Here is a 25,933-nt window from a genome sequence, read left to right on the forward strand (position 1 = left end):
CGCTCAAACTGCCCAGTGAATCGTTGCGTCAGATAATACACTTTGTATCGGCGCTTCGATGTCAGGAAGGTGACGCGATTGTGTTAACGCTTCTTTTTTGGCCGCGCCTCTAAATACGACATGCTTGCAGGTCGCAGCCCGTAGCACGCGCGCAGACAAGGTTACTCTGGATTCGGGCAGATCTGGGCGGCGGATCGGCACCAAAATCGGCGCATGCGGATCAAGCGCTGCAGCAAGCCCATCGGAATCGGGAAATAGCGAGGCGGTATGCATATCTTCTCCCATTCCAATCAACGCCACATCAATTGGCAATGCAGGAGCAATCATGCTTTCCAGTTCGGGCAAGACATCTTCGGGACGCGTAGCGGGCATGAACAGCGGCAGAAAGCGCGCGGCACTGGCGCGATCAACCAACAATCGCTGCTTGATCAGCCCAGCATTCGAGCGCGCGTGATCTTCGGGCACCCAGCGCTCGTCGGTTGGCATGACATCGACACGCGTCCAATCCAGATCCGCAGCACAGAGCGCGTCAAATATCGGGCCGGGTGTCGTGCCTCCGGCAACGGCCAAACACACACGATCATTCTGGTGTAGAGCTTCTGTTAGTTCCGCGGCCACAATATTGGCCAGATCAATTGCCATCATTTCTGAATCGGCATACTCGACAAATTTCAACTTAAAAGTCCTCTCCACTCGCGACCGTCGCGACGCAGTAATTGCGCCGCCCCATCCGGACCGGTGGTAAATGAATCATAGGGTTTCGGGACATCGCCGCGCGACTCCCAGCCGCGAATAAGCGGGTCCGTCCATGCCCAAGCGGCTTCTACTTCGTCATTGCGCATGAACAGCGTTTGGTTGCCGCGAATAACATCCATAATCAAACGTTCATACGCGTCTGGGGCATGCGATCCCTCGCCCAGTGCCTCTGCAAAACTCATATCAAGCGGGACATCCATCAGGCGCATTCCACCCTGCCCCGGTTCTTTGATCGTCACGTCCAAGGTGATACCTTCGTTGGGCTGAAGCACAATTGTCAGTTCGTTATTATGCCGCCCGGCTTCGGGACCAAAAATGGAATGCGGGGCGTCTTTGAAAACCACAGTGATCTTTGAATTGCGCACTTCCATGCGCTTGCCCGTTCTCAGATAAAACGGTGTTCCGGCCCATCTCCAATTGCTCAGGTGGCACTTGAGCGCCATAAAGCTCTCGGTTTTAGAGCGATCATTCCCCACGTCTTCGCGGTAACTCGCCACGCCGTCCGCTGACGTATATTGCCCGCGAACGATATGGTGTGGCTCGACCGGATCCAATGCCCTGATGACTTTCAGTTTTTCATCGCGCACTGCATCCGGTTCGAACTTTGCTGGGGGTTCCATCGCGATCAGGCACAACAGCTGCATCAAATGGTTTTGCACCATGTCCCGCATGGCACCCGCACGTTCATAATAGACATCACGCCCGGCCACACCGACGGTTTCGGCCACCGTAATTTGAATATGGTCAATGTACTGCGAGTTCCACAGAGGTTCGAACAGCATATTGCCAAACCGTACCGCCATAAGGTTCTGAACAGTTTCTTTTCCAAGATAGTGATCGATCCGGTAAATCTGGCTTTCATGAAAGTGCGCCGCCAGAATCGCATTCAGCTCCTGAGCTGTTTCCAGATCACGCCCAAAGGGTTTTTCGACCACAATTCTGCTGTCATCCTCGGTCAGGTTCCATTGATGAAGTTTGCAGGCAAGGTCTTCAAAAAGCCCCGGACCAACTGAAAAGTAAAACGCGCGGACCCGATCCGGTGCCATCATGCCTTGCAGCGTCGCCCAGCCGGTGTCGCCACGCGCATCCAGCACCACGTATTCGAGTTGCGCCAAAAATGCCTCTAGCGCGGCATCGTCTCCGTCGGGAATATCCACAAATTCCTTGATCGCAATCCGAACAAACGCGCGATACGCCTCAGTATCCATATCGGTTCGCGCAGCACCAATCAGCCGCGACGGTTTTGGCATTTGCCCTGCACAAAACCGTTTGAACAGCGCAGGCAAAATTTTGCGCCGCGCCAGATCCCCAGTTCCGCCAAAGACCACAAGATCAAATATGCCCACCAAACCAATGCGGGACCCGAATGTTTCCCGCCTCCATGTTGTTACCACACCCCTAATATCAGGGCCGCTGTACGTTTCCCTAGTCTTACCACCCTCAGCGCGCTTCACAACTGTGTCAGATGCCACAATACGGGTTTTCTGTGTCAGCGCGGTAAGATAGCAATAGACAAACAAGGAATGCGCCCGTGAAAGACCAGCTTAGCACAGAAAAATTTGTCGATCCGCAGATCACCGCAACAGGTGAACCTCGGGCGCATGTGGCGCTGCGAAATGTCCAAACCCTTTGGTTCAACACCGGCACCTTATGCAATATTGAATGCGAAAACTGCTATATTCTAAGTTCGCCCACCAATGATGCGCTTGTATATTTGACCGCTGAGGACGTCACGACCTATCTGGATCAACTTGAGGATCGAAATTGGGGCGCGCAGGAAATCGGGTTCACAGGTGGTGAGCCGTTCATGAATCCACACATGATCGACATGACAAGGTGCGCACTTGAACGCGGATATGACGTGCTCATCTTGACCAACGCGATGCAGCCCATGATGCGAAAACGCGTGCAAGCCGGGTTGCTGGATCTTCACGCCACCTATGGCGACAAACTGACGTTACGCATTTCAGTCGATCATTGGGACAAAGGTCTTCATGATAAAGAACGCGGCGCTGGCAGCTTTCAACGCACGCTGGATGGAATGAACTGGCTGCGTGATCACAATATCCACATGACCGTTGCCGGACGGACTGTGTGGGGGGAAACAGACCCCCAAGCGCGCCAAGGATATGCCAAACTGTATGCTGCTCATGGGTTCGCCATTGATGCAGACAACCCCGCCGCAACGGTGCTGTTCCCCGAAATGGACGAAACCGTGGATGTGCCGGAAATCACCACTGCCTGCTGGGGCATTTTGAACAAGTCACCCGATGACGTGATGTGTGCCAGCTCGCGCATGGTGGTCAAACACAAAGGCGCGGCGTCACCTTCGGTGATTGCCTGTACCCTCTTGCCCTACAGTCCGGAATTCGATCTGGGCACAACATTGGAACAGGCCGAGCGCGACGTGCACCTGAACCATCCACATTGCGCCAAGTTCTGCGTCCTCGGCGGTGCAAGCTGTTCAGCATAGCAGGCGGCGTGTTTTGAATTGTGACCCCCAAAAAGCATTCGGCGCATATGTCGCCGGATATGTCATCTCGGGTCGCATAAAATCGTTGGTAATTTCTGAATTGAATCCCCTTGGAATTGGCCTCATTTTTCAATGACCATTGCGCCTTATGGACCGCCTCTGTTATAAAAGCTTCAATAAGATATAGACCGCCAGACAGAAGCGAGCCAACACGTGAGCGACACCCCAGAAACGCCTGAAAACGAAGAACAAAACGTCCCTGAACGTATGGTTCATGACGGGCCCTCTGTGTCCATCGAAGACGAGATGCGCACCTCATACCTTGATTATGCCATGAGCGTGATCGTCAGCCGTGCGATTCCCGACCTGCGAGATGGCCTGAAACCGGTGCACAGACGTATTCTTTACGCCATGCACGAGACTGGAAATACCCACGATAAATCTTATCGAAAGTCTGCCCGTCCGGTCGGCGATGTGATGGGTAAATATCACCCACATGGCGACAGCGCGATCTATGATGCGTTGGTGCGTATGGCCCAAGATTTCTCCATGTCGCTGCCTTTGTTGGATGGTCAGGGCAACTTTGGCTCCATGGATGGCGATAACCCCGCCGCGATGCGCTATACCGAAGTACGGATGGACAAACCTGCGGCTTTTGTTCTGGCCGACATCGAAAAAGACACTGTTGATTTCCAAGATAACTATGACGGCAAAGATCGCGAACCCACCGTTCTGCCGGCACGGTTTCCGAACATGCTGGTCAATGGGGCTGGCGGTATCGCGGTCGGTATGGCGACAAATATCCCGCCACATAACCTTGGCGAAGTTGTGGATGCCACGCTTGCCTTGATCGAAGATCCCGATTTGACCAGCGAGCAATTGATCGACTATGTGCCTGGCCCCGATTTCCCGACGGGTGGCATAATGCTGGGCCGGACTGGCGCACGCAAAGCCTATCTTGAAGGACGCGGCAGCGTCATTATTCGTTCGAAAACGCGCGTCGAAGAAATCCGCAAGGATCGCTATGCGATCGTCATTGATGAAATCCCCTATCAGGTGAACAAAGCATCGATGATCGAGAAAATCGCCGAACAGGTGCGCGACAAAAAGGTCGAAGGCGTCGCCCACGTTCAGGATGAATCTGATCGGAATGGTGTCCGTGTTGTTGTTGAACTCAAGCGAGATGCGACCGCAGAAGTCGTGCTGAACCAATTGTTCCGCTTCACCCCGATGCAGACCTATTTCGGGTGTAATATGCTTGCGCTGAACGGTGGGCGTCCGGAGCAATTGACTCTGCGCCGGTTCCTGACCTCGTTCATCGATTTCCGCGAAGACGTGGTGGCACGTCGTACGGCGTATGAACTGCGCAAGGCGCGGGAACGCAGCCATATCTTGTGCGGCCTTGCGGTGGCTGTGACAAACATTGATGAAATCGTCACAACAATCCGTCAATCGCAAGACGCGGCAGAAGCCCGCCAAAAGCTGATGACACGGCGCTGGCCTGCCCAGCCAATCTTGCAATACATCGCCTTGATCGATGATCCGACCCATACGGCAAACGACGATGGCACCTATAACCTGTCCGAAACTCAGGCCCGTGCAATTCTCGAACTGCGCCTTCAGCGTCTGACACAAATCGGTGTCAAAGAGGTCACCGACGAACTTGAAGAACTGGCAGGTAAGATCAAGGAATACCTCGAAATTTTGGGATCACGTGATCGCATTATGGGGATCATCACCGACGAATTGAACGAAGTCCGCGAAAAATTTGCTGTGCCACGGCGCACCGAAATCGTCGACTGGTCCGGTGATATGGACGACGAAGACCTGATCGAACGTGAAGACATGGTCGTGACCGTGACATCCGGTGGATATATCAAGCGCACGCCGCTTGCCGATTTCCGCGCGCAAAAGCGTGGCGGCAAAGGCATCAGCGGCATGCAGACCAAAGAAGAAGACGTCGTGACCACTTTGTTTGTGGCCAATACCCACACGCAACTGTTGTTCTTTACGACCGAAGGCATGGTCTACAAACTCAAGACATGGCGTTTGCCACTTGGGGGGCGCACAGCCAAAGGCAAGGCCATTGTTAATATCCTGCCTATTCCGACGGGTGTGTCGATTGCGGCCATCATGCCTGTGGATCGGGACGAAAAAGAGTGGAATGATCTTCAGGTTGTCTTTGCAACATCCGCAGGAACTGTGCGACGTAACCGTCTGTCAGACTTCACAAATGTGAAATCCAACGGCAAGATCGCCATGAAGTTCGAAGACGAGCACGCCAACACCACATTGATCAATGCACGGATTTGTTCGGAGGACGAAGACGTCATGCTTGTGACCAATTCCGGTCGTGCGATCCGCTTCCCAACGACCGAGGTGCGGGTCTTTAACAGCCGCTCTTCGGTTGGTGTTCGCGGTGTGAAGCTGTCCGGTGACGATCACGTGGTGTCTATGTCTGTGATCCGGCACTTTGATGCCTCGTCCGATGAACGTGCCGCATATCTTAAAATGCGCCGCGCAGTTGCTGGTGCCACCGACGACGATGTCGTGGCAGACGAAGACGCCGATGCCAACGCAACAATCAGCCAAGAGCGGTATGCCGAAATGTCCGCCGCCGAAAACCTGATCCTGACAATTACATCGGGCGGTGCTGGCAAGCTAAGTTCGAGCCATGATTACCCTGTGCGTGGTCGCGGTGGCATGGGTGTCGCCGCAATGGACAAGGCGATGCGTGGCGGACCGCTTGTGGCGTCATTCCCCGTCGAGATGGATGACCAAATCATGTTGGCCACCTCCAAAGGACAATCCATCCGGGTACCTGTGGATGGCATTTCCTTCCGCTCGCGCAGTGCGGGTGGCGTGAAAGTGTTCAACACCGGCAAAAACGAAGAGGTTGTGTCGGTGGCGTGGATTGCAGAACAGTCCGATGAGGAAGACGGCGAAGAATAAGATCGCCATCCGCCTTACAGCCAAATAATTGAAAACGCCGCCCATATTGAGGCGGCGTTTTTTATGGCTGGGTGATGAAAAAATATGGCGCCCACCACAGACATGGAAGGCGCCAAATCATGCAAAAATCGATGGCTTACAAATCGTAAAGCGCGCCGAACTTCTGCTCCAGATAGTCCAACAACGGGTCAGGCGACGGCTGCATGCGGCTGGCATGGGCAATCGTCGCCTGCGGGGCTCGCAAGCCTCCGTATTGTTGCAGATTTTCCTTGAGCCATGTTGTGGCAGACGATGTGTCTCCTTTGCCCAAATCATCATCAAGGTTTGGGATATCTTCGCGCAGTGTCTGATGCAGACAACCCGCATAGACATTCCCCAACGCATACGTCGGGAAATATCCAAACAGACCAACAGACCAATGCACGTCTTGCAAAACGCCATTCGACGGCTTGTCGACGGCATATCCGAAATCTGCCAGAAACCGGTCATTCCACGCGGCTTCCAAATCCCCAACCGCGAGATCCCCCGACATCAGGGCGCGTTCCAGATCAAAGCGCAGCATAATGTGCAGATTGTATTGCACTTCGTCGGCTTCGGTCCGGATATATCCGTTTTGCATACGATTCACGGTGCCATAAAACGCGTCCGCGCTTTCCGATCCAAAGTCGCCAAACATGTCGTTCATTTGGTCAAAAAGCCATCCGGTGAACGCCTTGGAACGGCCAAGCTGGTTTTCATAAATCCGGCTTTGGCTTTCGTGAACCCCCATGGAAACGCCTTGGCCAAGAGGTGTCAGCAAATACTCTGGGTTGATATTTTGCTCATAACACCCGTGGCCCACCTCGTGGATGGTCGAATAAAAACAGTTGAACGGATCGAAATCACTGGTGCGCGTGGTGATCCGTACATCTTGGCCCGACCCAGAGCTAAATGGATGAACCGCCTTGTCCACACGTCCACTGGCCATGTCATACCCAAATGTGCGGGCCAACTGTCGCGTTAGTTTCATCTGCTTGTCGGCAGGAAACTGACCCGTCAGCGCCGCCGGCGCTGTTGCCTCAAGAACGGCAGCACGCAATGCCACAAGCCGGGGTCTCATGGCTTGGAACATGTCCTGTAATTCGCCTGCGGTCATTTCCGGTTCATAGTCGTCAATCATGGCGTCATAGACATCGGCCCCTTGCGCAAGCGCCTGACCTTCTTGACGTTTTAGATCCACGACCTCTTGCAACACAGGCAAAAAAGACTCGACGTCTTCGTCTTCTCGCGCTTGTGCCCAAAGCCCTTGCGAACGGCTTGTCACTTTGGCAATTTGTGCGGCCAAATCTGACGGAACCTTGAGGCTGCGCGCATAACTCTTGCGGATATGACGCATCTGCGCCTGCCCGACCTCGTCCAAGGTCGTATCTTTGATTTGATCCAGCCAGTCTGCGATCTTTGGATCGGTGCGGCGCGCGTGTAAAACCGTTTCCATCGCGGCCATTTCTTCGGCGCGCTGGCTCGCGGCCCCGCGTGGCATCATGGTTTCCTGATCCCAGCCCAAACGGCCAGCCACCTGCCCCAACGCCTCAGTGGTATGCTGAAACGCCATAAGCTCTTTATAGGCTGTCATGTCTTATCCTTCTCGTATGGAACGGGTCACAGGGAACTGTGACAAAAAACGGGCCCGCAAGATCAACACCCAAACGACGATCGCGGCGAACTGATGTACAATCGCAATATGCACCGGCGCAGCATACAAAACTGTGACAATCCCTAACACGAGTTGTACGGCCACAATGGCCATTACGGAATTAAAGGCAAATTGTGTGCCTGTGTTGGCTGCCGCGCGCCCACGACGCCAGACGACCACGGCGAAAATCACAAACAAATATCCCCAAATCCGGTGCACAAACTGAACCAGCCCGGGGTTTTCAAAAAAGTTCCGCCAAACAGGTTCGATCATAAAGGCATCCGGTGGAAATATCTGCCCCGCCATCAACGGCCAATCGGTATAGGAACGCCCCGCATCTATGCCCGCCACCAAAGCGCCTAGCAAAATCTGGATAAAGGCCACATGCAAAAGCCCTGTGGAAAGCGAAAACAGCTTGGTGTCTTTACTACGACGGGCCTGCATCAGGTCACGTTCGGTACGGCCCAGCATAAAGATATACCAAGCAATAAAGCCCAAAATCACAAAGGCCAGCCCCAGATGGATGGCCAAACGATAAGACGCAACAGCCACCATACCTTCGCCAGATGTGACCCCCGAGGCCACCATCCACCAGCCGACAGCCCCTTGCACACCGCCAAGCGCGCCGATCCAAAGCAAACGCCCTGTCCAGCCCGTCGGAATTTGGCGTGCAGCCAGAAAGCCGAAAAACCCAAGCGCCCACACCAGACCAATCACGCGCCCGATTTGACGATGTCCCCATTCCCACCAGTAAATCTGTTTGAAGTCGGCCAGCGTCATCCAGCGATTTTCGATCTGCCACTGGTCAATCTGTTTGTATTTGTCGAACTCAGAGACCCAGTCCGCTTGGGACATCGGGGGGATTGCACCAGTAACCGGGCGCCATTCCGTGATGGACAACCCGCTGTCGGTCAGGCGCGTCAGCCCCCCCACGGCAATCATCACCACAACCATTGCAAACAGGACCATCAACCACAGAAGCACCCCGCGACGGGCGCCGCGCGTGCCTTTGTCAATCATTCCGGCGGTTGGCGCTGGCGCAGCGCTCTGTTCGCTCACGTCCTCAAAAATACTGCGCTTTTGGCTCATAGGACACCTTTTGCTGTTGATGAAAGATTAGGCCGCAGCGGCGGGCCCTTCAAGGACATGATGTCAAATTAGTCGTCGCGTTCTTTCCAACGCACCATCTGCCGCATCATTCCGTGCAACATTTGCACATCCGCGCGCGTAAAGGTCATACGTGACCACATATTGCGCAGGTTGATCTTCATGCTTTCGGCTTTGGCCTCGGGGAAAAAGAAACCCGCCGTTTCCAGACGTTGTTCGTAATGATCCGCAAGCTTTTCAACCTCAAGGTTGCTTGCCCATTCTGCTTTGGCCATTTCCACACGTTCTGGCACGACATCTGCGGCCCCGCGACGCCACTCATAGGCCGTCAGCAGCACACATTGCGCCAAATTGAGTGACGCATATTCCGGATTGACCGGCACATTGATAATCGCATTTGCCTTGGAAATATCGTCGTTTTCTAGTCCTGCACGTTCAGGGCCAAACATCACGGCGACTTTTTCCCCAGCGGCAATCTTTTCCCGCGCGACCTGCATCGCGCGCTCTGGTGTCATGACCGGCTTGGTCAGATCACGCGCCCGCGCCGTCGTGGCAAACACATAGGTGCAGTCGCTGAGCGCATCCGCCACAGAGCCACTGAGCTGTGCTTCATCCAAAAGCCGTCCCGCCCCAGAGGCCATCGCAACGGCCTTTTGGCTGGGCCACCCATCGCGGGGGCTGACAATCCGCATGCGATCCAACCCAAAGTTCCACATGGCACGGGCAGCCCCGCCAATGTTTTCCCCCATTTGCGGACGCACCAACACAAAAGACGGCTGTGGCATATGACTTGGCATGCGTGGCTCCTGTAAAATCTGATTGCTGATATCGTCGCAGGCGCTGTGAAACAACCCGCCCGCCACTGTCATTCTTCAAAAACTGACTGTTCCAGCCTAGAGTGGGTCAACATGATACGAAAGGACAGCACATTGGCCTATGATGAAGGGCTTGCGACCTTGATGCGCGACGACTTGGCCCAAACCCAAGGGATCATCGAAAAGAAGATGTTTGGCGGACTGTGTTTTATGCACTTTGGCAATATGTTGTGTGGGGTGCACAAGGGCGGCGGCATGTACCGCGTCGGCAAAGCCAACGAGACCGCGGCCCTTGCCGTTGACGGGGTCAGCCCCTTGGCATTCACCGGAAAGCGCATGGGTGGCATGCTGGATGTCGATGATGATCTGATGGGTGATGATGACAGACGCGCACAATTGTTGGAATTGGCGCTGGATTTTGTTGGCAGTCTGCCTGCAAAGTAGCCAAGCCCGTCAAACCACGTTATAGCGGCGCAAACCCTGAATCACGGAGCCCGAAGATGGCCGACACCGAGCACCCGCAAATCTATCTGATCACCCCGCCCGAGATCGAACTTAGCCGTTTTCCCGATCAATTGGCGGCCGTGCTGGATAGCACTGAAATTTCGTGTATCCGGCTTGCGCTGGCCACCCGCGACGAGGACCGGATTTCGCGCGCTGCAGATGCATTACGCGATGTGGCCCACACCCGCGATGTCGCGCTGGTGATTTCCGAACATCTTGTGCTGGCAGAACGTTTGGGGCTGGACGGCGTGCATTTGTTGGATGGATCGCGATCTGTGCGCAAAACCCGCAAAGATCTTGGGGATGACGCCATTGTCGGCGCCTTTTGCAATGCCTCGCGCCATGATGGTATTTCTGCTGGCGAAGCCGGTGCAGATTATGTCAGCTTTGGTCCGGTCGGCAGCACCCCTTTGGGGGATGGTACCCTTGCCGACGCAGAGTTGTTTCAGTGGTGGTCCGAGATGATCGAAGTGCCGGTTGTCGCCGAAGGCGCGCTTGATCTGGATATCGTGCGCAAACTGGCGCCAATCACCGACTTTTTCGGCATCGGCGATGAAATCTGGAATACCGAAGATCCAGTAGCCAAGTTGGCCGACTTTATGGCCGCCTCGCGCTAAAAAAACACACGCTCAAAAAACCAGTACGCGCCGACCATCGCAATCCCGGCTGACATCGGGATCGCGATACGCGCGCGATACCACGGCTTGGCCCCAAACCAGTATCCCACGGTGGCAAACGCCAGCACAATGACGGTGAGTTGACCCAACTCTACCCCAACATTGAACCCAATCAGGGCAGGTATGAACTGATCAGCAGGCAGACCAAACTCGCCCAGCACCGACGCAAATCCAAGACCGTGCAACAAGCCGAATCCAAACACGACAAACGGGCGCCAGCGGCTAAGCCCCTCGCCCAAAATATTTTCGACGGCGATATACACGATGGACGCCGCAATCAGAGGTTCCACAATGCTTGCGGGCACCGACACCCAGCCCAACGCCCCCATCGCCAGTGTCACCGTATGGGCCAAGGTAAAGGCCGAGACTTGCCACAACAACGTCCGCAGCTTGAGCGACAAAAAGAACAACCCCAACACGAACAGGATATGATCCAGTCCCTTGGGCAAGATATGGTCAAACCCCACAGGAACATAGCTTGCAAAGCTGGCCCAGGGCCCCAGCGCATCGCCGCCCTGTACGGTGATCGCAGGGCTTGAGTCCCCTCCGGCAAGATATCCGGTATACGGATCGTCAACACCTTGCTGGCGCAAAATCAGAGCACCAAAGCCCTTGGGCCAAGACACCATGATATCTCTTGAACCAGAAGGTATCTGCGACATCAGAGTGATCCGCGACAAACGGGGCAATTCAACATCCCCGGTCTCTGAAACAAGAATATCGCTGATTTCAAGCGCAAGCCTGCCGGATTGCGTCGAGATCACAATGCCATCTTCGAAAATCTGCCGCGCATCCCATAGTTGGCTTTTCAGCGCATCTTGGGACAAGGTACGCAATGTCACATAATCTGACGTGTCCGCCACCAGATCGGTATCGCTGACCTTATCCAGATCAATACCCGCCAAGAACACTTCGGCATTCACCCGAAGCTGGAGCGTGACCTGCCCGTCCACAACTGTCAGGTCCCCAATTGTCGGGTTGATCTCGTGGGCATTCGCGGGCACCGTGATCGCCATGCTCAGGCACGCAATCCAAAGCGCCAAACACCGCCTCAGCATAGTCCAAAAAGTGAGATGTGACATGACATTGCTCCGCCTGATGACCGTTTTGATAGCAGGCGCCTTTGCCGCGCCAGGTCTTGCGCACGAGTTTTGGATTGAACCACAAAATTTTCAAGTCGAAACCGGCGACCAGATCGTCGCAGACCTAAAAAACGGCCAGAATTTCAATGGATCGGCCTTTGCCTGGTTCGACAGTCGTAATCTGAGGTTTGACCAAATTCAGGCCGAGACAATCCGCCCCGTTAAGGGACGCGCAGGTGATATGCCCGCCGTTAAAATTGCGACTGACACGGCTGGATTGATGATTTTGGTGCATGAAACAACCTTGCGCAAAGTGACCTATCGCAGCTGGGACACATTCGCCAGCTTTGCGCATCACAAGGGATATCGTGACATCGCAGCCCGCCATGCCGCCCGCAACCTGCCTGATGCGCCTTTTGACGAAGGGTATCGTCGATTGGTAAAATCCCTGATTGGCGTTGGCCACAGCCGCGGTCAGGATCGCAATACCGGACTGGAGGTCGAGTTGATCGCGCTTGGCAATCCGTACACCGACTCCCTGCCCGACGGCTTGGACGTTCAGTTGCTGTATCAAAACAGCCCTCGCAGTGGCGCCCAGATCGAAATCTTTGACCAAGCTCCTGACGACACTGTTCAGACCAAAACCCTTATCACCAACTCGGATGGCATCGCCCGTATTCCCCTAAAACGCGGACATCGGTATCTGGTGGATTCGGTGGTTTTGCGTCCTCCATCTGCGGCATTGGCCCAAGAGCACGACATTGTGTGGGAATCTTTGTGGGCTGCGCTCACGTTTCAACGACCATAACGCGTCATTGTCTTGCCAAGGTGCACGAGAACGGTCAGAACTCGGCTATGACACACCATCCAGATATCTTGTGCATCGGGTCCGTTTTGTGGGACATCATCGGCCGCGCGCCAGTCCATATGCGCCATGGCTCCGACGTTCCGGGGCGCATTACGCGTTTGCCCGGTGGCGTTGCGTTGAATATTGCCATGACGCTCGCGCGCTTTGGAGTCCGCCCAGCATTGCTGAGTGCTGTGGGCCGAGATCCAGAGGGTGATGAACTGATCGGGGCATGTCAAAGCCTTGGGATGATCACCGACCATATCTATCGCTCAGAAGACTTGCCGACCGATCGCTATATGGCTGTTGAAGGCGCCAACGGCTTGATTGCAGCCATCGCTGACGCGCATTCGCTTGAAGCCGCAGACGAAAAAATTCTCCGCCCCATGGAAAACGGCACCTTGGGCGACCGTCTGGCCCCCTATCAGGGCCCCATCGCGCTGGATGGCAATCTGACCCAGAGATTGCTGGAAAAGATTGCCCATAGCCCGCTCTTTGAAAATGCCGACCTGCGTGTGGCCCCCGCGTCCCCCGGTAAGGCAGAACGCCTTGCTCCTTTTATGGCCCATGAGCGCGCCACGCTTTATGTGAACCTTGAAGAGGCCGGATTGCTGTGTCAGCGCACATTCGACACCTCGGCACAGGCGGCTGCAGGGTTGCTTGAACGCGGCGCACGCCGTGCCCTTGTGACGGACGGAGGGCAATCTGCTTCTGATGCCTCGCCCAAGGGCATCTTGACCCAAACCCCGCCGAATGTGCTGGTGACACGTGTCACGGGTGCGGGCGATACATTTATGGCCGCTCATATCGCGTCCGAGATTTCCGGTGCATCGCGAGACGACGCCTTATCTCGCGCGCTTCAGGCCGCGGCAAACTATGTCTCCGGAGGAGATGCGAAATGACAATGATTACCCTGTCCCCTGACGTAAAGTCCGCCCTCGAGTCCGGCGCGCCCGTCGTGGCCTTGGAAAGCACCATCATCACCCACGGGATGCCATATCCGCAAAACCTAGAGGTTGCGCGACAGGTCGAAGACACCATTCGGGCGCATGGGGCAACGCCAGCCACAATCGCTGTTATTGACGGCATCCTATACGCGGGCCTGACCGATCCTCAGTTGTCGGCACTCGCACAGGCCAAAGACGTAGCCAAGCTGTCGCGTGCCGATCTTGCGGTGTGCATGGCCCAAGGCCGCACCGGGGCCACAACCGTTGCCGCCACCATGATCGCCGCACATCTTGCCGGCATTCATGTGTTTGCAACAGGTGGGATCGGCGGTGTTCACAAAGGTGCAGAGACATCTTTTGACATCTCGGCTGATCTGACTGAATTGGCTGCAACACCTGTGACTGTCGTGGCCGCAGGCGCCAAGGCCATTCTGGATATTCCCAAAACCCTTGAGGTGTTGGAAACCAACGGTGTGCCCGTAATTGCCTATCAACAAGACAGCTTTCCGGCCTTCTGGTCAGCCAGATCTGATCTGGATGCCCCATTGCGTATGGACACCCCGACCCGCATTGCCCGCGCGCATATCATGCGCGGCCAACTGGGATTACCCGGAGGCCAATTGGTCGCCAACCCGATTCCGGTTCATGATGAAATCCCTGCTGACACGCTGGCGCCGATTATTGCCCAAGCCACGCAGGAGGCCGCAGACCAAGGCGTCTCTGGCAAAGGGGTCACACCATTCTTATTGGCACGCATTTTCGAGCTGACGCAGGGCCGGTCTTTGGAGGCCAATATCGCACTTGTGCTCAACAATGCGCGGCTCGCAGCACAGATCGCGACCGAAATCGGCACATTGCGTGTCTCAGGGCCCTAATATTCGACGTGAAACGTTGAACCCCGTTAGGGAAACGCTTACCTCTTTTTCAACCAGAATGCAGGATCACGATGACCACGCCATTTGATGAAGATCACACACCCTCTGCACGAAAGCCGCGCAAGCTTTCAGGACTGCGGGCGTCGTTTCTGACCGGTATCGTCGTGATAGCCCCAGTCAGCATGACCATTTGGCTGATCTGGACGCTGATCGGCTGGGTGGATGGTGTTGTGTTGCCGCTGGTCCCTGCCACGATTCAGCCCGAGAAATACATCGGCATCAACCTGCGTGGTGTCGGGGTGATCATTTTCCTGATTTTCACGATTCTTGTTGGCTGGGTTGCCAAAGGCTTGATTGGTCGCTCGATGATCAATTTTGCAGAAAGCCTTGTGGATCGGATGCCGGTTGTGCGGTCGATCTATTCCGGCGTCAAACAGATTGCCGAAACCGTCTTTGCCCAAGCTGACCGCAACTTTGAAAAAGCCTGCCTGATTGAATATCCACGACGCGGTATCTGGGCGGTGGGCTTTATTTCCACCGAAGCCAAAGGCGAAGTCGCAAAAGCCGCCCACACAGGCGACACCTTGATGAGCGTGTTTGTCCCGACAACACCAAACCCAACATCGGGCTTTCTGCTGTTTTTCCCGAAACAAGACATCATCGAGCTGGATATGAGCGTAGAAGACGCCGCAAAATTGGTGATTTCGGCAGGTCTTGTGTATCCAAATACAAAAGACCCCACAAAACCCGCAGCCTGATATTGTACTGTATCAGAACGCAAAAGACCCCCGTGGGGGTCTTTTCTCATTTTGAAGGCCTAAGCCCCTAAAGAGCGGTCCAGCCGCCGTCCACGCTGATGGTGGTTCCGGTGATCTGTGCCGCCGCATCCGAACACAAGAATACGGTTGTGCCGCCCAATTGCTCGACCGTTGCGAATTCTTTCGAGGGTTGGCGGGTCAACATGACGTTTTTCACCACATCTTCGCGGCTCATATTGTATTCGTGCATTGTGTCGGGGATTTGGGCCTCGACCAGCGGCGTCAACACATATCCGGGGCAAATCGCGTTACACGTGATGGGCTCTTGAGCCGTTTCAAGCGCAACCGTTTTGGACATGCCGACAACGCCATGCTTGGCGGCAATATAGGCGGCCTTGAAGGGCGATGCCGTCAGACCATGCGCCGATGCAATATTCACAATGCGACCCCAGCCCCGCTCGCGCATCCCTGGCAAGGCTGCCGCCATTGTGTGAAACGCTGAATTCATATTGATCGCGATGATCGCATCCCATTTTTCGACGGGGAACTCGTCGATCGGGGCAACGTGCTGAATCCCAGCGTTGTTCACCAAAATGTCACAGCCGCCAGCCTTGGAGATCAGGGCGCGGCATTCATCCCCCTTGGACATGTCGGCTTGGATGTATTTTGCATCCACATCAAACTCTTGGGCGATCGAGGCCGCCAGCGCATGATCATCATCGCTATCGGTGAAAGAGTTAAGCACCACATTCGCGCCAGAGCGCGCCAGTTCGCGGGCGATTCCCAGACCGATTCCCGAATTTGAGCCAGTGATGATGGCCGTTTTGCCTGACAACGTCATTGAAGATCCCTTCGTCCTAAGTTTGCAGCATCATATCATGCTGCACTCGCAAAATAAGGGGGTTTTGGTCGCACCACGTATTCTTACGTAAGACAAAACGCCAAAAAAAAACGCCCGCGCAAGGCGGGCGTAAAGTTATTGAGGCAGGTTTCATACAGGCAAGAAACCTATCGAGCAGTAAGTTCTTTATAAGCAATCCCACGCCGAGAGTCCAAGCTAAAAGTTTGATAAGGCCGCGAACCCGATGTACCTTTGTGTCAACAAAAACAAGGCAGAGCAGGATTGTTCCGATAATGCGACCAGTATGTTTCCGGCAATTTTGGCGGCCAATCGTCATTGCAGGCCTAATTTCTATGGGCACATTTGCGCAGTCCGACCCAAGCCATGGCATAGCTATGTATGGGCCCCCTGCTCTTCCACATGATTTTGTGTCCCTCCCCTATGCCAACCCCAACGCCCCCAAAGGTGGACGGCTGGTGACCGGCAACTCTGGTGGATTCGATTCGCTTAATCCGTTTTTGCGAAAAGGCACCGTCTCTTGGCAGCTTAGATTCTTTACCCACGAATCCCTGATGGGGCGAAATTGGGACGAACCGTTCTCACTTTATGGCCTTTTGGCCGAATCGGTTGAGACAGATCCAGACCGCACATGGGTCGAATTTGTGTTGCGCCCCGAGGCGAAATTTTCAGATGGCACCCCCGTGACGGTCCAAGATGTGATCTGGTCTTTTGAAACATTGGGCACCAAAGGCCACCCGAGGTACCTAGGGCTGTGGTCAAAAATCCAAAGCATTCAGGCAACGGGGCCGCGCAGCGTGCGCATCACGTTCAACACACCGGACCGCGAATTGGCCCTGATCGCCGGATTGCGCCCGATTTTACAAAAAGCCCAGTGGCAGGACGTCGAATTCTCGGATGCCACACTTGCCGATATACCGATCGGATCAGCTCCCTATCAGGTATCGTCGTTTGAACCGGGCCGTCACGTTACGCTGACCCGCAATGAGGATTACTGGGGCAAGAACTTGCCGCTTCGGCGCGGTGTTGGCAACTTTGACGAGGTCCGCATCGACTTTTATGGCGATGCAGACGTGATGTTCGAAGCCTTCAAAGCCGGCGAGCTGGACTTTGTGCGCGAATTTAACGCCGAAAACTGGGCCAGCCGCTATGGTTTTCCGGCCGTCGTTGCTGGGGATGTCGTGCAATCCGAAATTCCACATCAAAAACCATCCGGGATGACCGGCTTGGTCATGAATTCCAGACGCGCCCCGTTTGATGACATTCGGGTGCGCGATGCGATGCTGCATGCGTTTAACTTTGAATTCATCAATGACACCATGACTGGTGGACGACAGCCGCGCATTTCATCGTATTTCTCTGGGTCATATCTGGCAATGCAAGATGGCCCCGCAAAGGGTTCGGTCGCTGACATTCTAGAGCCGTATGTCGCAGATATCCCCACAGAGGCCCTCACCGGATACACACTGCCTGCCTCAAACGGAACTGCGCGCAATCGCAAAAACCTGCGCAAAGCGATGGCGTTGCTAACCGACGCCGGTTGGGTTGTGGAAAATGGCCAGCTCCAAGACCAGAATGGTGTGCCCTTTGCCTTTGAAATTTTGCTGCGCCAAGGCGACAGTCAGAACAAAGCCATCATAGACATATATCGTAAGTCTTTGGAAAAGCTTGGCATTCAAGTAACGGTCGCCGCAGTAGACAATGCCCAATATACCCAGCGCATTGCAGGTTTTGATTTTGACATGACCGACTATCGGCGTGCGTTGTCCCTGAGTCCAGGTAACGAACAATCCCTGTATTGGGGCAGCGAAAGCGCCGCACAAGATGGTTCACGCAACGTGATGGGCATACAATCCCCTGCTGTGGACGCTCTTATCCAAGCATTGCTGACATCTACATCTCAAGACCAGTTCCAATCGACCGCGCGGGCGCTGGATCGGGTTTTGACAACGGGTCGATACGTCATCCCGATCTGGACCTATTCGGTTGGCCGTATTGCACATATCAAACAGCTTAAGTATCCATCGAATTTGCCGATATACGGCGACGGAGTCGAATGGATGCCCGCCGTGTGGTGGTACGAGGAGACAGATAAATGAAAAACCTAATTGTTGTGACGCTGATCTGTAGCGCCCTTGCCGGATGCAACACAGTGGCCGGCGTTGGCGAAGACATCACGGATGGGGCCACCGCCGTTCAGGGCTGGTTCTAGGGCACCTAAAAGCTCCATCACTCTTAGGCTGAGGGATGCGCGCCCTGTTGTCGTGGCTCCAATCGAAGCCAGATGCCATCGCGTGACCGCACAGTCAGGTGCGCGACGGGCACCGGCGCCGCCCCTACCGCAGTCACCCGAAACGACTTGAGGATCATCGACAAGATCAGCGGGCCTTCGATCATCGCAAATCCAGCCCCTGTACACACGCGGCTTCCGGCGGAAAATGGCAGATACGCCTCTCGCTGACAGGTTTTGCCATTTTCGGTGCCCCATCGGTCAGGATCAAACCCGTCGGGGTTATCCCACAGGCGCTCGTGGCGATGCAGATGCCATGGCGACAGAACGATTTGGCTTTTCAGCGGAATATCACGATCCCGAAAATGCTCGGGGCACGTATTCTGACGTACCATCATCGGCACGGGCGGATACAGGCGCAACGACTCTCGAAAGACATCGCGGCTGGTGCGTAATTTGCTCATGACTGTGAAGTCACACGCAGACAGCACCTGCGCTTCTTCGGCGACCTTGTCCTGCCATTCGGGATAAAGCGCCATCAAATACAATGTCCATGCCAAGGCCGACGCGCTGGTTTCATGGCCCGCCAGAAAAAAGATCGCCACATGGTCCACCATCTCTTGGGTGGAAAAGGTGCGTCCGGTTTCCGGGTCTTGTGTCGACATGATCTTGGTCGCCAAATCGTCGGGCGCTGTGCCTGCCCGAATGTCGTGCATGCGCGCCTCGGTCAGTTGAGTGATCAGCGCCCGAATGGACTTGGCGGTTTGTTTGGTCCGTTTGTTAAAAAACCGCGGCATCCATTTGGGCAATGGCACCAAGGCCGCCAAATTCAAAATGGGCTGACTGCGCTGATAATCACGGAATTGGGCAAACACCTGTTGTGCGATCCCGTGTTCAATTGGAATGGAAAACAGGGTTCTGAAAATGACGTCTGCCGCAACATGGCTGGTTTCCGCCTCGATCTCGATTGGTATTCCGGTCTTGTCGTGCAAGCGTTGCGTCGCAGCCTCGGCGGCTTGCCACATCGCAGGAAATGTATCGCGAAGTCGCCCGCCCTCAAAGGCCGGATCAATGATCCGGCGCTGTTGCTTCCAGACCTCGCCATTTGTCAGAAACACGCAGTCGCCCAACAATGGGCGCAGGCCCTCGCTGATCCGGCTGGATTTTGGGAAATCATCGGGCCGATCCTTGAGCACGGTTTTCACAAGGTCCGGTTGGTTCACCATATAAGAGCGGAAAAACGGCGTGCGAAACTCGGCCATCCACGCCCGATACAAGCGCGCAGGCTGGGCCGACAGAATATCTTGTCGAAACAGCTTCACATATCGCAGCAAGGACACCTTGTCTGGGCGGGCTGCTGGTTTCGGGGGCACACGAGTCATACAGCAGTATCCGTAAATTTATTCACCGGCGTTTCGATCCGTGACTTGGATGGAGCCCGATTTTCATAACGATCCCCCAATGTCAGTGATCCCGCAGTGATGCGAAAGTAATCATACTCCCCAACCTGATCAAAGGCACACAGGTATTGAAAATGCAGTCTAAAGAACCGCCAGCGCAGCTCTTTCCACCGTTCTGGGCTTAGGGTTTGGGTAAACGCCGCAGACAGAACCAATGGCCATTTTTTCTGTGCCGGAGCGACACCGGACACACACACCGGATCACAAAGCGCAAAGGCACAGCCGTCTCCCGGGGCGGTCACATCCACCCATGTCAGATCATCACACGCGCTGAGAAACTTCAAATCTGCACGAAGCCGTTGCGCATCCGGCAAAAACGACACCATGGGCACGACTTGACCAAGCGATAGGAAGCTTAGGCGTGGTCCGTCGCTGGCGACCTGCCCCGACCGGATCAGATCGGCAAGAATAGACACCGCCAAATGGGCACCCGATGAATGCCCGACAACCAGAACTTCGTCTGTATCGTCCTGTAAGGCTTGGGAAATGCTGCTGGCAAATTCGGTCATGCGGGCTTCTAATGACGGTGGGTTTGCACCGCGCGACGCCGCAGAATACGCGTAATCATGCATCAGGTAATAGGCGAAAAATTTGCCGTCGTGTTTGCGAAACCATCCCAACAAGAACGGCACAATGCCCAGCCCCGCAATTGCTGTCCACGCGGGCAACACCATCGCGAGCAATGCTCCCAACCCATATGCGGCAAGTAATGAAACCACCAATTGCAGCAGCAGGAATAACACCGGATACAGCGCGGCAATCACGGGACCTTTGCGCAGCTTCATCAACCGCCACAACGCGCCAGTGCTGATATAGACCCACGCCGTGCGCACAAGTTGGCCATAGGTTGCAAATATCCGCTGATCCATGCTGTCGCGCACAATATCCGACCACACCAAAACCTCGAAATCGGCATGGGTTTCGACACCATCAATTCGTCCAGCAACGTGCCAACCATAGGCCCCGCCTGAGGGTTTTGCCGACAGATCAATGTCGTAGCCCGAAATCTTGGCCTGTGTACGGGATTCCTTGCGATACAGTTCTCGGTATCGACGTGGATGAATGGGATCATACCCGGGAATATAGAAAACCCGACGGCGGGTGACCAAGTTGTCCACGCTCTGGCTCATGCTTTGACCTCAATTCGAGATCAGACTATCCGGCTTTTTTGCGTGACGTAAGACCAAAGCGGTCTGCTGGTTGGCCGCACCTCAAAATTTCCCGCAAAGGTCGCAGGCTTAGCCCAACTCTGCCAACGCAGGGAAGGTTTCCAACAGCCACCAGCTTAGGGTGCTAAAGGCGCCGGTCACCAAGGCCACGCCGACAACCACCAACAAGATACCCATAATTTTCTCAATCATAGACATATGGCGTTTCAAACGGTTCATGACCCCCATGGCCCGTGACAAGAACATCGCCGACAACAAAAATGGAATACCAAGGCCCAACGCGTACACACCAAGCAAGAGTGTGCCACGTGCGATTGACGCCTCGCCCGCTGCCAGCGACAGGATCGCACCCAATTGAGGCCCAATGCAGGGCGTCCAACCAAAGGCAAACGCCAAGCCCAGCACATAAGCCCCAAACGCGGATCCGCCCGCATCACCCGTGTCCAGTCGCGCCTCGCGATCCAGAAACGGGATCCGGAATACATTCAGGAAATGAAGACCAAAAATGATCACCACCACGCCCGAAATTTTCGAGAAAAGATCCTGATTTTTCAGAAAAAATGCCCCAAACGCAGAGGCTGTGAACCCAAGGAACAAAAAGACCGTCGACAACCCCATCACAAAGAACAAGGCGGCCACTGTCGCCCGACGCCGCCCAGCGGCCTGGTCCGACATATCAGACATCGACACCCCGCTCATATATGCAAGATATGGCGGTACAATCGGAAGCACACAGGGGCTGAGGAAAGAGACAATCCCAGCCACGAGCGCGACGAGCATGGCAGGCAACAAACCTGCGTCGATGATTTCGATTCCAAACATGAGTCCCACATAATCCATCCATGCAGCAAGGTCACGCGCTGCAAAGTCACATCTCTGTGGACAGGTCCATAAATCGCGCATATTTGAACAATATGACTTTGGAAATTGATGCCATCGGCCTGTTGTGCCCCCTGCCCGTGTTGCGCTTGCGTAAACGACTGCAACCGCTTGCGTCAGGCGAGCGCATTCGCCTGTTGGCAGATGACCCGGCCGCCGTGATTGATGTGCCGCATTTTTGCAATGAATCCGGTCATATCCTGATCGATACGCAGGACAACAACGGAGTTCTGGTTTTCGAGGTTGAAAAGTCCGGCTGATATTCGAAGCAATTAAGTCGTGCGCTCCAGACAGCAAACCAGACGCCACCCCAACATGTGAAAAACGCCACAGATTTCTCTGCGGCGTTTTCTATTTTTCACATATCGCGGATACGGCGTTATCCGCCCATCGACCACCAGCCCTTGCGTTTGGGCTTGGCTGGGGCGGCAGGGGCTGTGGATGCAACGGGCGCAGGGGCTGGATCAGGTTGCACAACCTCGGCCTCGACTGGTGCTGCGACAACGTCCTCGACCGGAGCCGGCTCGTCTACAACAACCGGTTTCGCATCGGTTTTTTCAACCGGAGCATCACTCACTTCTGGTGCGGTTTCAACGGCTTGCGGCGCGGCGCTCACAGTTTCAGCACCATTGACCACAGGTGTTGCATCCTCCGACACATCGCGCACTTCAGTGGCAGCTTGCGGTGCCTCGGTCTCTACCGGTTTCGCATCTGACGTCGGCTCTGACGCATCAGAAGTAGCAGAAACATCCGCATCTTGCGTGTCTTCCGATTTCTTCGCCCGCGACCGATTGCGATTGCGAGAGCGTGAACGACGCGGCTTTTTCTCGGCCTCACCCTCAGAAGCTTGCTCTGGGGCCGCCTCATCGGTTGCGGCATTTTCCGACGCGTCGGCTGTGCCCGACTCGGCGGATGCGCCATCTTCAGTGGCAACAACATCCGAATTCTCGCCGCCTGATTTCCGACGACGACGACGACGACGGCGTTTTTTCGGCTTATCGTCCTGTTCTTCTTCAGATACAGCGGCCACTGGTGCGGTCTGATCCTGTGCCACATCTTCATCGATCTCATCCATTAGGGATGTATCAACAGACACGACCGGCGCGGCAACCTCTGCAACAATGCGTGTCGCGGTTTTAAGTTTTTCAATCGAAAAATCAGGCGAAACCAACATCGGATCACCTTCAACCCGTACCGAAAGACCATACCGGCCTTCGATCTGGGCAATGTGCTCGCGCTTTTGGTTCATCAAATAGTTGGCAATCGCAACCGGCGCTTTGACCAGAACTTCGCGCGACCGACGGCGGGTGCCTTCTTCTTCGATCTGACGCAAAATCGATAGCGCCAGATTGTCGTCCGACCGGATCAAACCTGTGCCATGGCAATGTGGGCATGGCTGGGTTGTGGCCTCGATCATACCGGGGCGCAACCGCTGGCGGCTCATTTCCATAAGACCAAAGCCCGAAATCCGGCCCACTTGAATGCGAGCACGATCTGTCTTGAGCTTGTCTTTCATCCGTTTTTCAACGGCGGTGTTGTTCTTGCGTTCATCCATGTCGATGAAATCGATCACGATCAAACCAGCCAAGTCACGCAGACGCAATTGGCGCGCAACCTCTTCTGCCGCTTCAAGGTTGGTCTTGAGCGCGGTTTCTTCGATCGAGTTCTCTTTGGTCGCACGACCAGAGTTCACATCGATGGCCACAAGCGCTTCGGTCACACCAATCACGATATAGCCGCCCGACTTGAGCTGAACAGTCGGGTTGAACATCGAAGACAAATAGCTTTCGACCTGATAGCGCGCGAACAGAGGCAAAGACTCTTCGTATTTCTTCACGTTCTTTGCGTGTGACGGCATAATCATCTTCATAAAGTCTTTGGCAATGCGGTATCCCCGCTCGCCTTCCACAAAGACTTCGTCGATTTCGCGGTTGTACAAATCGCGGATCGAGCGTTTGATCAGATCGCCTTCTTCATAGATCTTAGAAGGGGCAATTGACTTTAGTGTCAACTCGCGGATTTGCTCCCAAAGGCGCTGCAGATATTCATAGTCGCGCTTGATTTCAGCTTTGGTCCGTTTTGCTCCGGCGGTGCGCACGATCAGACCTGCGCCTTGTGGCACATCAATCTCGGCAGCAATTTCCTTGAGCTTTTTGCGGTCAACTGCGTTGGTGATTTTGCGAGAAATCCCACCACCGCGCGCGGTGTTCGGCATCAACACGCAATACCGTCCCGCCAACGACAGATAGGTCGTAAGGGCGGCGCCTTTGTTGCCACGTTCTTCTTTGACAACCTGAACCAAAAGAATTTGGCGGACCTTAATCACTTCTTGAATTTTGTAGCGACGTGGGCGCGGCTTGCGTGGCGGGCGAATGTCTTCGCTGTCATCTTCATCCGCTACGGACTCAATGCTGGCGTCCTTGGCGGTTGCGTCCGAGCCTTTGGCGGGCGCGTCGTCGTCATCCGCATCTGCAGCATCGGCTTGAACGCCCGCATCCTCGTCGGAATCAACAGTGTCTTCTTTAGCGTCGCTCGCAGGCGTGGCCGTCTCGACAGGTTCTGCGGCAACGATCTCGGGTGCCACAACAGGTTCAGCGGTGACTGCATCTTCCTGCACGGCAGCATCAGACGCTTTGGTCTCGGTGTCTTCACCTGTTTTGGGGTCGCGTGACACAACGGCGTCTTCACCGTCGGTGTCGGCAGCCATGTATTTGTCGCCGCCGTCTTTTGGTGTCTCGTCAGACGTGTCTTGCGATGTTGCAGCATCAGCGTCACCTGCATCAACCGCCACAACGGCCTCATCGACTTCCGCCTGCGCTTCAACAGCGTCTACGGGCGCGTCTGCCTCTGCGACATCTGCCGCAACGGGCTCTTCGTCTGCGACGACGTCAACCGCTTTGACCTCTTCTGCAACATCCTTGTCGATATCGGACGCTTCAGATTTCGGGCTTTCTTCGGGCTCTTGAACTGGTGTCTCATGCACCAATTCCATCGGCGACAAGCCTTCGGTGGTGTCATCCCCAAGATCAATTGTTTCCATACCATCGATCTGGGTCACATCTGTTGCTGTGTCAGTAGATGGAGCTTGATCAGCGGCGGCCTCTTCAACAACAGGCGCCTCTTTGGCTTTGCCACGCGAGCGAGAGCGTGCACGACGTGGCTTGGATTTGGGTTTTTCCTCGTCTTCGTCACGCGCTTTCAGGCTTTCGGCATAAGCGCGCTCTTCCTCAAGCAGCGCCTCACGGTCAGCCACTGGAATCTGGTAATAATCCGGATGAATCTCGGAAAATGCGAGAAACCCATGACGATTTCCACCATAGTCGACAAACGCCGCCTGAAGTGAGGGTTCAACCCGTGTGACCTTAGCAAGGTATATATTGCCAGCAAGCTGGCGTTTGTTTTCGGATTCAAAGTCGAATTCCTCAACTTTGTTTCCGTCGACCACTACGACGCGGGTTTCTTCCGCGTGGGTGGCATCGATAAGCATTTTCTTAGGCATGTTGTCCGTTTGCACCCGCGCAATCGCCTCCGTCCTGGCGGACCGTGGCGAAGGGGTTGCGGGGGGTGTCTTGTCAAGGCGAAGCTAGGCGCGCGACCAAGGGGGCCGCATGCGGCCTCTGCTCGGTGTCTCAATACGTACGCGCGCGTCATCGCGGTTTTTCTCCGACGCTGTGGGCGTTTTCACATCCCTGCGCCTGTTACAGGCCCGTCGCAGTAGCGGTCCGGGCGTCTCTCTGACCCATTTTCGGGGTCCAATCGGTCTGAAAGGAAGGTCGGGCTTTGGGCCATCGTACCTCGCCCTTCAGCGAAACTCATTATGATGGTCCAATACGGACCACCGCAGAACTACATAAGACCAGCGTCAGGCAAA

The 25,933-nt window shown here is 55.0% G+C and carries 22 protein-coding genes; 11 read left to right on the forward strand and 11 right to left on the reverse strand.

The window, feature by feature from the left end; all coding sequences use genetic code 11:
- Window positions 1-3 precede the first annotated feature (3 nt).
- Together pgl and zwf are read right to left on the reverse strand one after the other, a co-directional pair.
- Window positions 4-675 carry a 6-phosphogluconolactonase gene (gene pgl, locus FAP39_RS17655; protein ID WP_138015722.1) on the reverse strand — a complete coding sequence of 224 codons (672 nt, stop codon included), beginning with the start codon at window positions 673-675 and terminating at the stop codon, window positions 4-6.
- On the reverse strand, window positions 672-2,102 hold the full coding sequence (gene zwf / locus FAP39_RS07210; RefSeq protein ID WP_246058991.1) for a glucose-6-phosphate dehydrogenase: 1,431 nt from the start codon (window positions 2,100-2,102) through the stop codon (window positions 672-674). The genes pgl and zwf overlap by 4 nt, the downstream gene beginning before the upstream one ends.
- 185 nt (window positions 2,103-2,287) lie before the next feature.
- On the opposite strand from zwf, the gene FAP39_RS07215 reads away from it, so the two are divergent.
- Both FAP39_RS07215 and gyrA read left to right on the forward strand, forming a co-directional pair.
- Window positions 2,288-3,229 (forward strand): radical SAM protein, encoded by a 942-nt coding sequence (locus FAP39_RS07215; protein ID WP_138015724.1) that lies wholly within the window; start codon window positions 2,288-2,290, stop codon window positions 3,227-3,229.
- Window positions 3,230-3,496: 267 nt separating this feature from the next.
- Window positions 3,497-6,181: a DNA gyrase subunit A gene (gyrA, locus tag FAP39_RS07220; RefSeq protein WP_425471408.1), complete on the forward strand. Its 2,685-nt coding sequence runs from the start codon at window positions 3,497-3,499 to the stop codon at window positions 6,179-6,181.
- Window positions 6,182-6,317: 136 nt separating this feature from the next.
- Here the strand turns inward: gyrA and FAP39_RS07225 are convergent, their stop codons facing one another.
- The 3 genes from FAP39_RS07225 to FAP39_RS07235 form a co-directional block, all read right to left on the reverse strand.
- The gene (locus FAP39_RS07225; RefSeq protein ID WP_138015726.1) at window positions 6,318-7,793 is read right to left on the reverse strand and encodes a carboxypeptidase M32; all 1,476 of its coding nucleotides are present in this window, start codon (window positions 7,791-7,793) and stop codon (window positions 6,318-6,320) included.
- A gap of 3 nt (window positions 7,794-7,796) precedes the next feature.
- Window positions 7,797-8,942: a heme A synthase gene (gene ctaA, locus FAP39_RS07230; RefSeq protein ID WP_138015727.1), complete on the reverse strand. Its 1,146-nt coding sequence runs from the start codon at window positions 8,940-8,942 to the stop codon at window positions 7,797-7,799.
- 68 nt (window positions 8,943-9,010) lie between these two features.
- Complete coding sequence (locus FAP39_RS07235) at window positions 9,011-9,757, reverse strand: RNA methyltransferase (RefSeq protein WP_138015728.1); 747 nt, start codon at window positions 9,755-9,757, stop codon at window positions 9,011-9,013.
- A gap of 111 nt (window positions 9,758-9,868) precedes the next feature.
- Here FAP39_RS07235 and FAP39_RS07240 point away from each other — a divergent pair, with 111 nt between their 5' ends.
- Window positions 9,869-10,219 (forward strand): TfoX/Sxy family protein, encoded by a 351-nt coding sequence (locus FAP39_RS07240; protein WP_246058992.1) that lies wholly within the window; start codon window positions 9,869-9,871, stop codon window positions 10,217-10,219.
- Window positions 10,220-10,275: 56 nt separating this feature from the next.
- Complete coding sequence (locus tag FAP39_RS07245; protein WP_138015730.1) at window positions 10,276-10,896, forward strand: thiamine phosphate synthase; 621 nt, start codon at window positions 10,276-10,278, stop codon at window positions 10,894-10,896.
- On the opposite strand, the gene FAP39_RS07250 is transcribed toward FAP39_RS07245, so the two are convergent.
- Window positions 10,893-12,038 carry a HupE/UreJ family protein gene (locus FAP39_RS07250; protein WP_246058994.1) on the reverse strand — a complete coding sequence of 382 codons (1,146 nt, stop codon included), beginning with the start codon at window positions 12,036-12,038 and terminating at the stop codon, window positions 10,893-10,895. The genes FAP39_RS07245 and FAP39_RS07250 overlap by 4 nt on opposite strands.
- On the opposite strand from FAP39_RS07250, the gene FAP39_RS07255 reads away from it, so the two are divergent.
- The 4 genes from FAP39_RS07255 to FAP39_RS07270 all read left to right on the forward strand — a co-directional run bounded on the left by FAP39_RS07255 (window position 12,037) and on the right by FAP39_RS07270 (window position 15,465).
- Window positions 12,037-12,846, forward strand: coding sequence for a DUF4198 domain-containing protein (locus tag FAP39_RS07255; RefSeq protein WP_246058996.1), 810 nt, complete (start codon window positions 12,037-12,039; stop codon window positions 12,844-12,846). The genes FAP39_RS07250 and FAP39_RS07255 overlap by 2 nt on opposite strands.
- Before the next feature lie 47 nt (window positions 12,847-12,893).
- Window positions 12,894-13,787 (forward strand): PfkB family carbohydrate kinase, encoded by an 894-nt coding sequence (locus FAP39_RS07260; RefSeq protein WP_138015731.1) that lies wholly within the window; start codon window positions 12,894-12,896, stop codon window positions 13,785-13,787.
- Complete coding sequence (locus FAP39_RS07265) at window positions 13,784-14,707, forward strand: pseudouridine-5'-phosphate glycosidase (protein ID WP_138015732.1); 924 nt, start codon at window positions 13,784-13,786, stop codon at window positions 14,705-14,707. Before FAP39_RS07260 ends, FAP39_RS07265 begins: the two co-directional genes overlap by 4 nt.
- A gap of 71 nt (window positions 14,708-14,778) precedes the next feature.
- On the forward strand, window positions 14,779-15,465 hold the full coding sequence (locus FAP39_RS07270; protein ID WP_138015733.1) for a DUF502 domain-containing protein: 687 nt from the start codon (window positions 14,779-14,781) through the stop codon (window positions 15,463-15,465).
- Between the two features lie 67 nt (window positions 15,466-15,532).
- On the opposite strand, the gene FAP39_RS07275 is transcribed toward FAP39_RS07270, so the two are convergent.
- Window positions 15,533-16,306 carry a 3-hydroxybutyrate dehydrogenase gene (locus FAP39_RS07275; RefSeq protein ID WP_138015734.1) on the reverse strand — a complete coding sequence of 258 codons (774 nt, stop codon included), beginning with the start codon at window positions 16,304-16,306 and terminating at the stop codon, window positions 15,533-15,535.
- A gap of 293 nt (window positions 16,307-16,599) precedes the next feature.
- Between FAP39_RS07275 and FAP39_RS07280 the strand changes: the two genes are divergently transcribed.
- Together FAP39_RS07280 and FAP39_RS07285 are read left to right on the forward strand one after the other, a co-directional pair.
- A complete protein-coding gene (locus tag FAP39_RS07280; RefSeq protein WP_425471407.1) occupies window positions 16,600-18,423 on the forward strand; it encodes an extracellular solute-binding protein in 1,824 nt (607 codons plus the stop codon).
- The gene (locus tag FAP39_RS07285) at window positions 18,420-18,536 is read left to right on the forward strand and encodes an entericidin (protein WP_138015735.1); all 117 of its coding nucleotides are present in this window, start codon (window positions 18,420-18,422) and stop codon (window positions 18,534-18,536) included. The genes FAP39_RS07280 and FAP39_RS07285 overlap by 4 nt, the downstream gene beginning before the upstream one ends.
- A 23-nt stretch (window positions 18,537-18,559) precedes the next feature.
- On the opposite strand, the gene FAP39_RS07290 is transcribed toward FAP39_RS07285, so the two are convergent.
- From FAP39_RS07290 to FAP39_RS07300, 3 genes are all read right to left on the reverse strand, one after another.
- On the reverse strand, window positions 18,560-19,936 hold the full coding sequence (locus tag FAP39_RS07290; protein ID WP_138015736.1) for a cytochrome P450: 1,377 nt from the start codon (window positions 19,934-19,936) through the stop codon (window positions 18,560-18,562).
- The gene (locus FAP39_RS07295) at window positions 19,933-21,144 is read right to left on the reverse strand and encodes a hypothetical protein (RefSeq protein WP_138015737.1); all 1,212 of its coding nucleotides are present in this window, start codon (window positions 21,142-21,144) and stop codon (window positions 19,933-19,935) included. Before FAP39_RS07295 ends, FAP39_RS07290 begins: the two co-directional genes overlap by 4 nt.
- Window positions 21,145-21,252: 108 nt before the next feature.
- Window positions 21,253-22,005 carry a cytochrome c biogenesis CcdA family protein gene (locus FAP39_RS07300; protein ID WP_138015738.1) on the reverse strand — a complete coding sequence of 251 codons (753 nt, stop codon included), beginning with the start codon at window positions 22,003-22,005 and terminating at the stop codon, window positions 21,253-21,255.
- Between the two features lie 92 nt (window positions 22,006-22,097).
- Here FAP39_RS07300 and FAP39_RS07305 point away from each other — a divergent pair, with 92 nt between their 5' ends.
- The gene (locus FAP39_RS07305; RefSeq protein ID WP_138015802.1) at window positions 22,098-22,322 is read left to right on the forward strand and encodes a sulfurtransferase TusA family protein; all 225 of its coding nucleotides are present in this window, start codon (window positions 22,098-22,100) and stop codon (window positions 22,320-22,322) included.
- A gap of 119 nt (window positions 22,323-22,441) precedes the next feature.
- Here FAP39_RS07305 and FAP39_RS07310 read toward each other — a convergent pair whose 3' ends face one another.
- Window positions 22,442-25,561 (reverse strand): Rne/Rng family ribonuclease, encoded by a 3,120-nt coding sequence (locus FAP39_RS07310; RefSeq protein ID WP_138015739.1) that lies wholly within the window; start codon window positions 25,559-25,561, stop codon window positions 22,442-22,444.
- Window positions 25,562-25,933 lie beyond the last annotated feature (372 nt).

The sequence above is a fragment of the Shimia litoralis genome (assembly GCF_005518135.1).
GTDB classification, from domain to species: Bacteria; Pseudomonadota; Alphaproteobacteria; order Rhodobacterales; family Rhodobacteraceae; genus Shimia_E; species Shimia_E litoralis.

What these genes read in the sequence shown, in the direction of transcription:
- gyrA (WP_425471408.1), top strand. Translation starts at nt 3,497, where the DNA reads ATGGTTCATGACGGGCCCTCTGTGTCCATCGAAGACGAGATGCGCACC.
- FAP39_RS07225 (WP_138015726.1), bottom strand. Translation starts at nt 7,793, where the DNA reads ATGACAGCCTATAAAGAGCTTATGGCGTTTCAGCATACCACTGAGGCG.
- ctaA (WP_138015727.1), bottom strand. Translation starts at nt 8,942, where the DNA reads ATGAGCCAAAAGCGCAGTATTTTTGAGGACGTGAGCGAACAGAGCGCT.
- FAP39_RS07235 (WP_138015728.1), bottom strand. Translation starts at nt 9,757, where the DNA reads ATGCCAAGTCATATGCCACAGCCGTCTTTTGTGTTGGTGCGTCCGCAA.
- FAP39_RS07240 (WP_246058992.1), top strand. Translation starts at nt 9,869, where the DNA reads ATGATACGAAAGGACAGCACATTGGCCTATGATGAAGGGCTTGCGACC.
- FAP39_RS07245 (WP_138015730.1), top strand. Translation starts at nt 10,276, where the DNA reads ATGGCCGACACCGAGCACCCGCAAATCTATCTGATCACCCCGCCCGAG.
- FAP39_RS07255 (WP_246058996.1), top strand. Translation starts at nt 12,037, where the DNA reads ATGACATTGCTCCGCCTGATGACCGTTTTGATAGCAGGCGCCTTTGCC.
- FAP39_RS07250 (WP_246058994.1), bottom strand. Translation starts at nt 12,038, where the DNA reads ATGTCACATCTCACTTTTTGGACTATGCTGAGGCGGTGTTTGGCGCTT.
- FAP39_RS07260 (WP_138015731.1), top strand. Translation starts at nt 12,894, where the DNA reads ATGACACACCATCCAGATATCTTGTGCATCGGGTCCGTTTTGTGGGAC.
- FAP39_RS07265 (WP_138015732.1), top strand. Translation starts at nt 13,784, where the DNA reads ATGACAATGATTACCCTGTCCCCTGACGTAAAGTCCGCCCTCGAGTCC.
- FAP39_RS07270 (WP_138015733.1), top strand. Translation starts at nt 14,779, where the DNA reads ATGACCACGCCATTTGATGAAGATCACACACCCTCTGCACGAAAGCCG.
- FAP39_RS07275 (WP_138015734.1), bottom strand. Translation starts at nt 16,306, where the DNA reads ATGACGTTGTCAGGCAAAACGGCCATCATCACTGGCTCAAATTCGGGA.
- FAP39_RS07280 (WP_425471407.1), top strand. Translation starts at nt 16,600, where the DNA reads ATGCGACCAGTATGTTTCCGGCAATTTTGGCGGCCAATCGTCATTGCA.
- FAP39_RS07285 (WP_138015735.1), top strand. Translation starts at nt 18,420, where the DNA reads ATGAAAAACCTAATTGTTGTGACGCTGATCTGTAGCGCCCTTGCCGGA.
- FAP39_RS07290 (WP_138015736.1), bottom strand. Translation starts at nt 19,936, where the DNA reads ATGACTCGTGTGCCCCCGAAACCAGCAGCCCGCCCAGACAAGGTGTCC.
- FAP39_RS07295 (WP_138015737.1), bottom strand. Translation starts at nt 21,144, where the DNA reads ATGAGCCAGAGCGTGGACAACTTGGTCACCCGCCGTCGGGTTTTCTAT.
- FAP39_RS07300 (WP_138015738.1), bottom strand. Translation starts at nt 22,005, where the DNA reads ATGTTTGGAATCGAAATCATCGACGCAGGTTTGTTGCCTGCCATGCTC.
- FAP39_RS07305 (WP_138015802.1), top strand. Translation starts at nt 22,098, where the DNA reads ATGACTTTGGAAATTGATGCCATCGGCCTGTTGTGCCCCCTGCCCGTG.
- FAP39_RS07310 (WP_138015739.1), bottom strand. Translation starts at nt 25,561, where the DNA reads ATGCCTAAGAAAATGCTTATCGATGCCACCCACGCGGAAGAAACCCGC.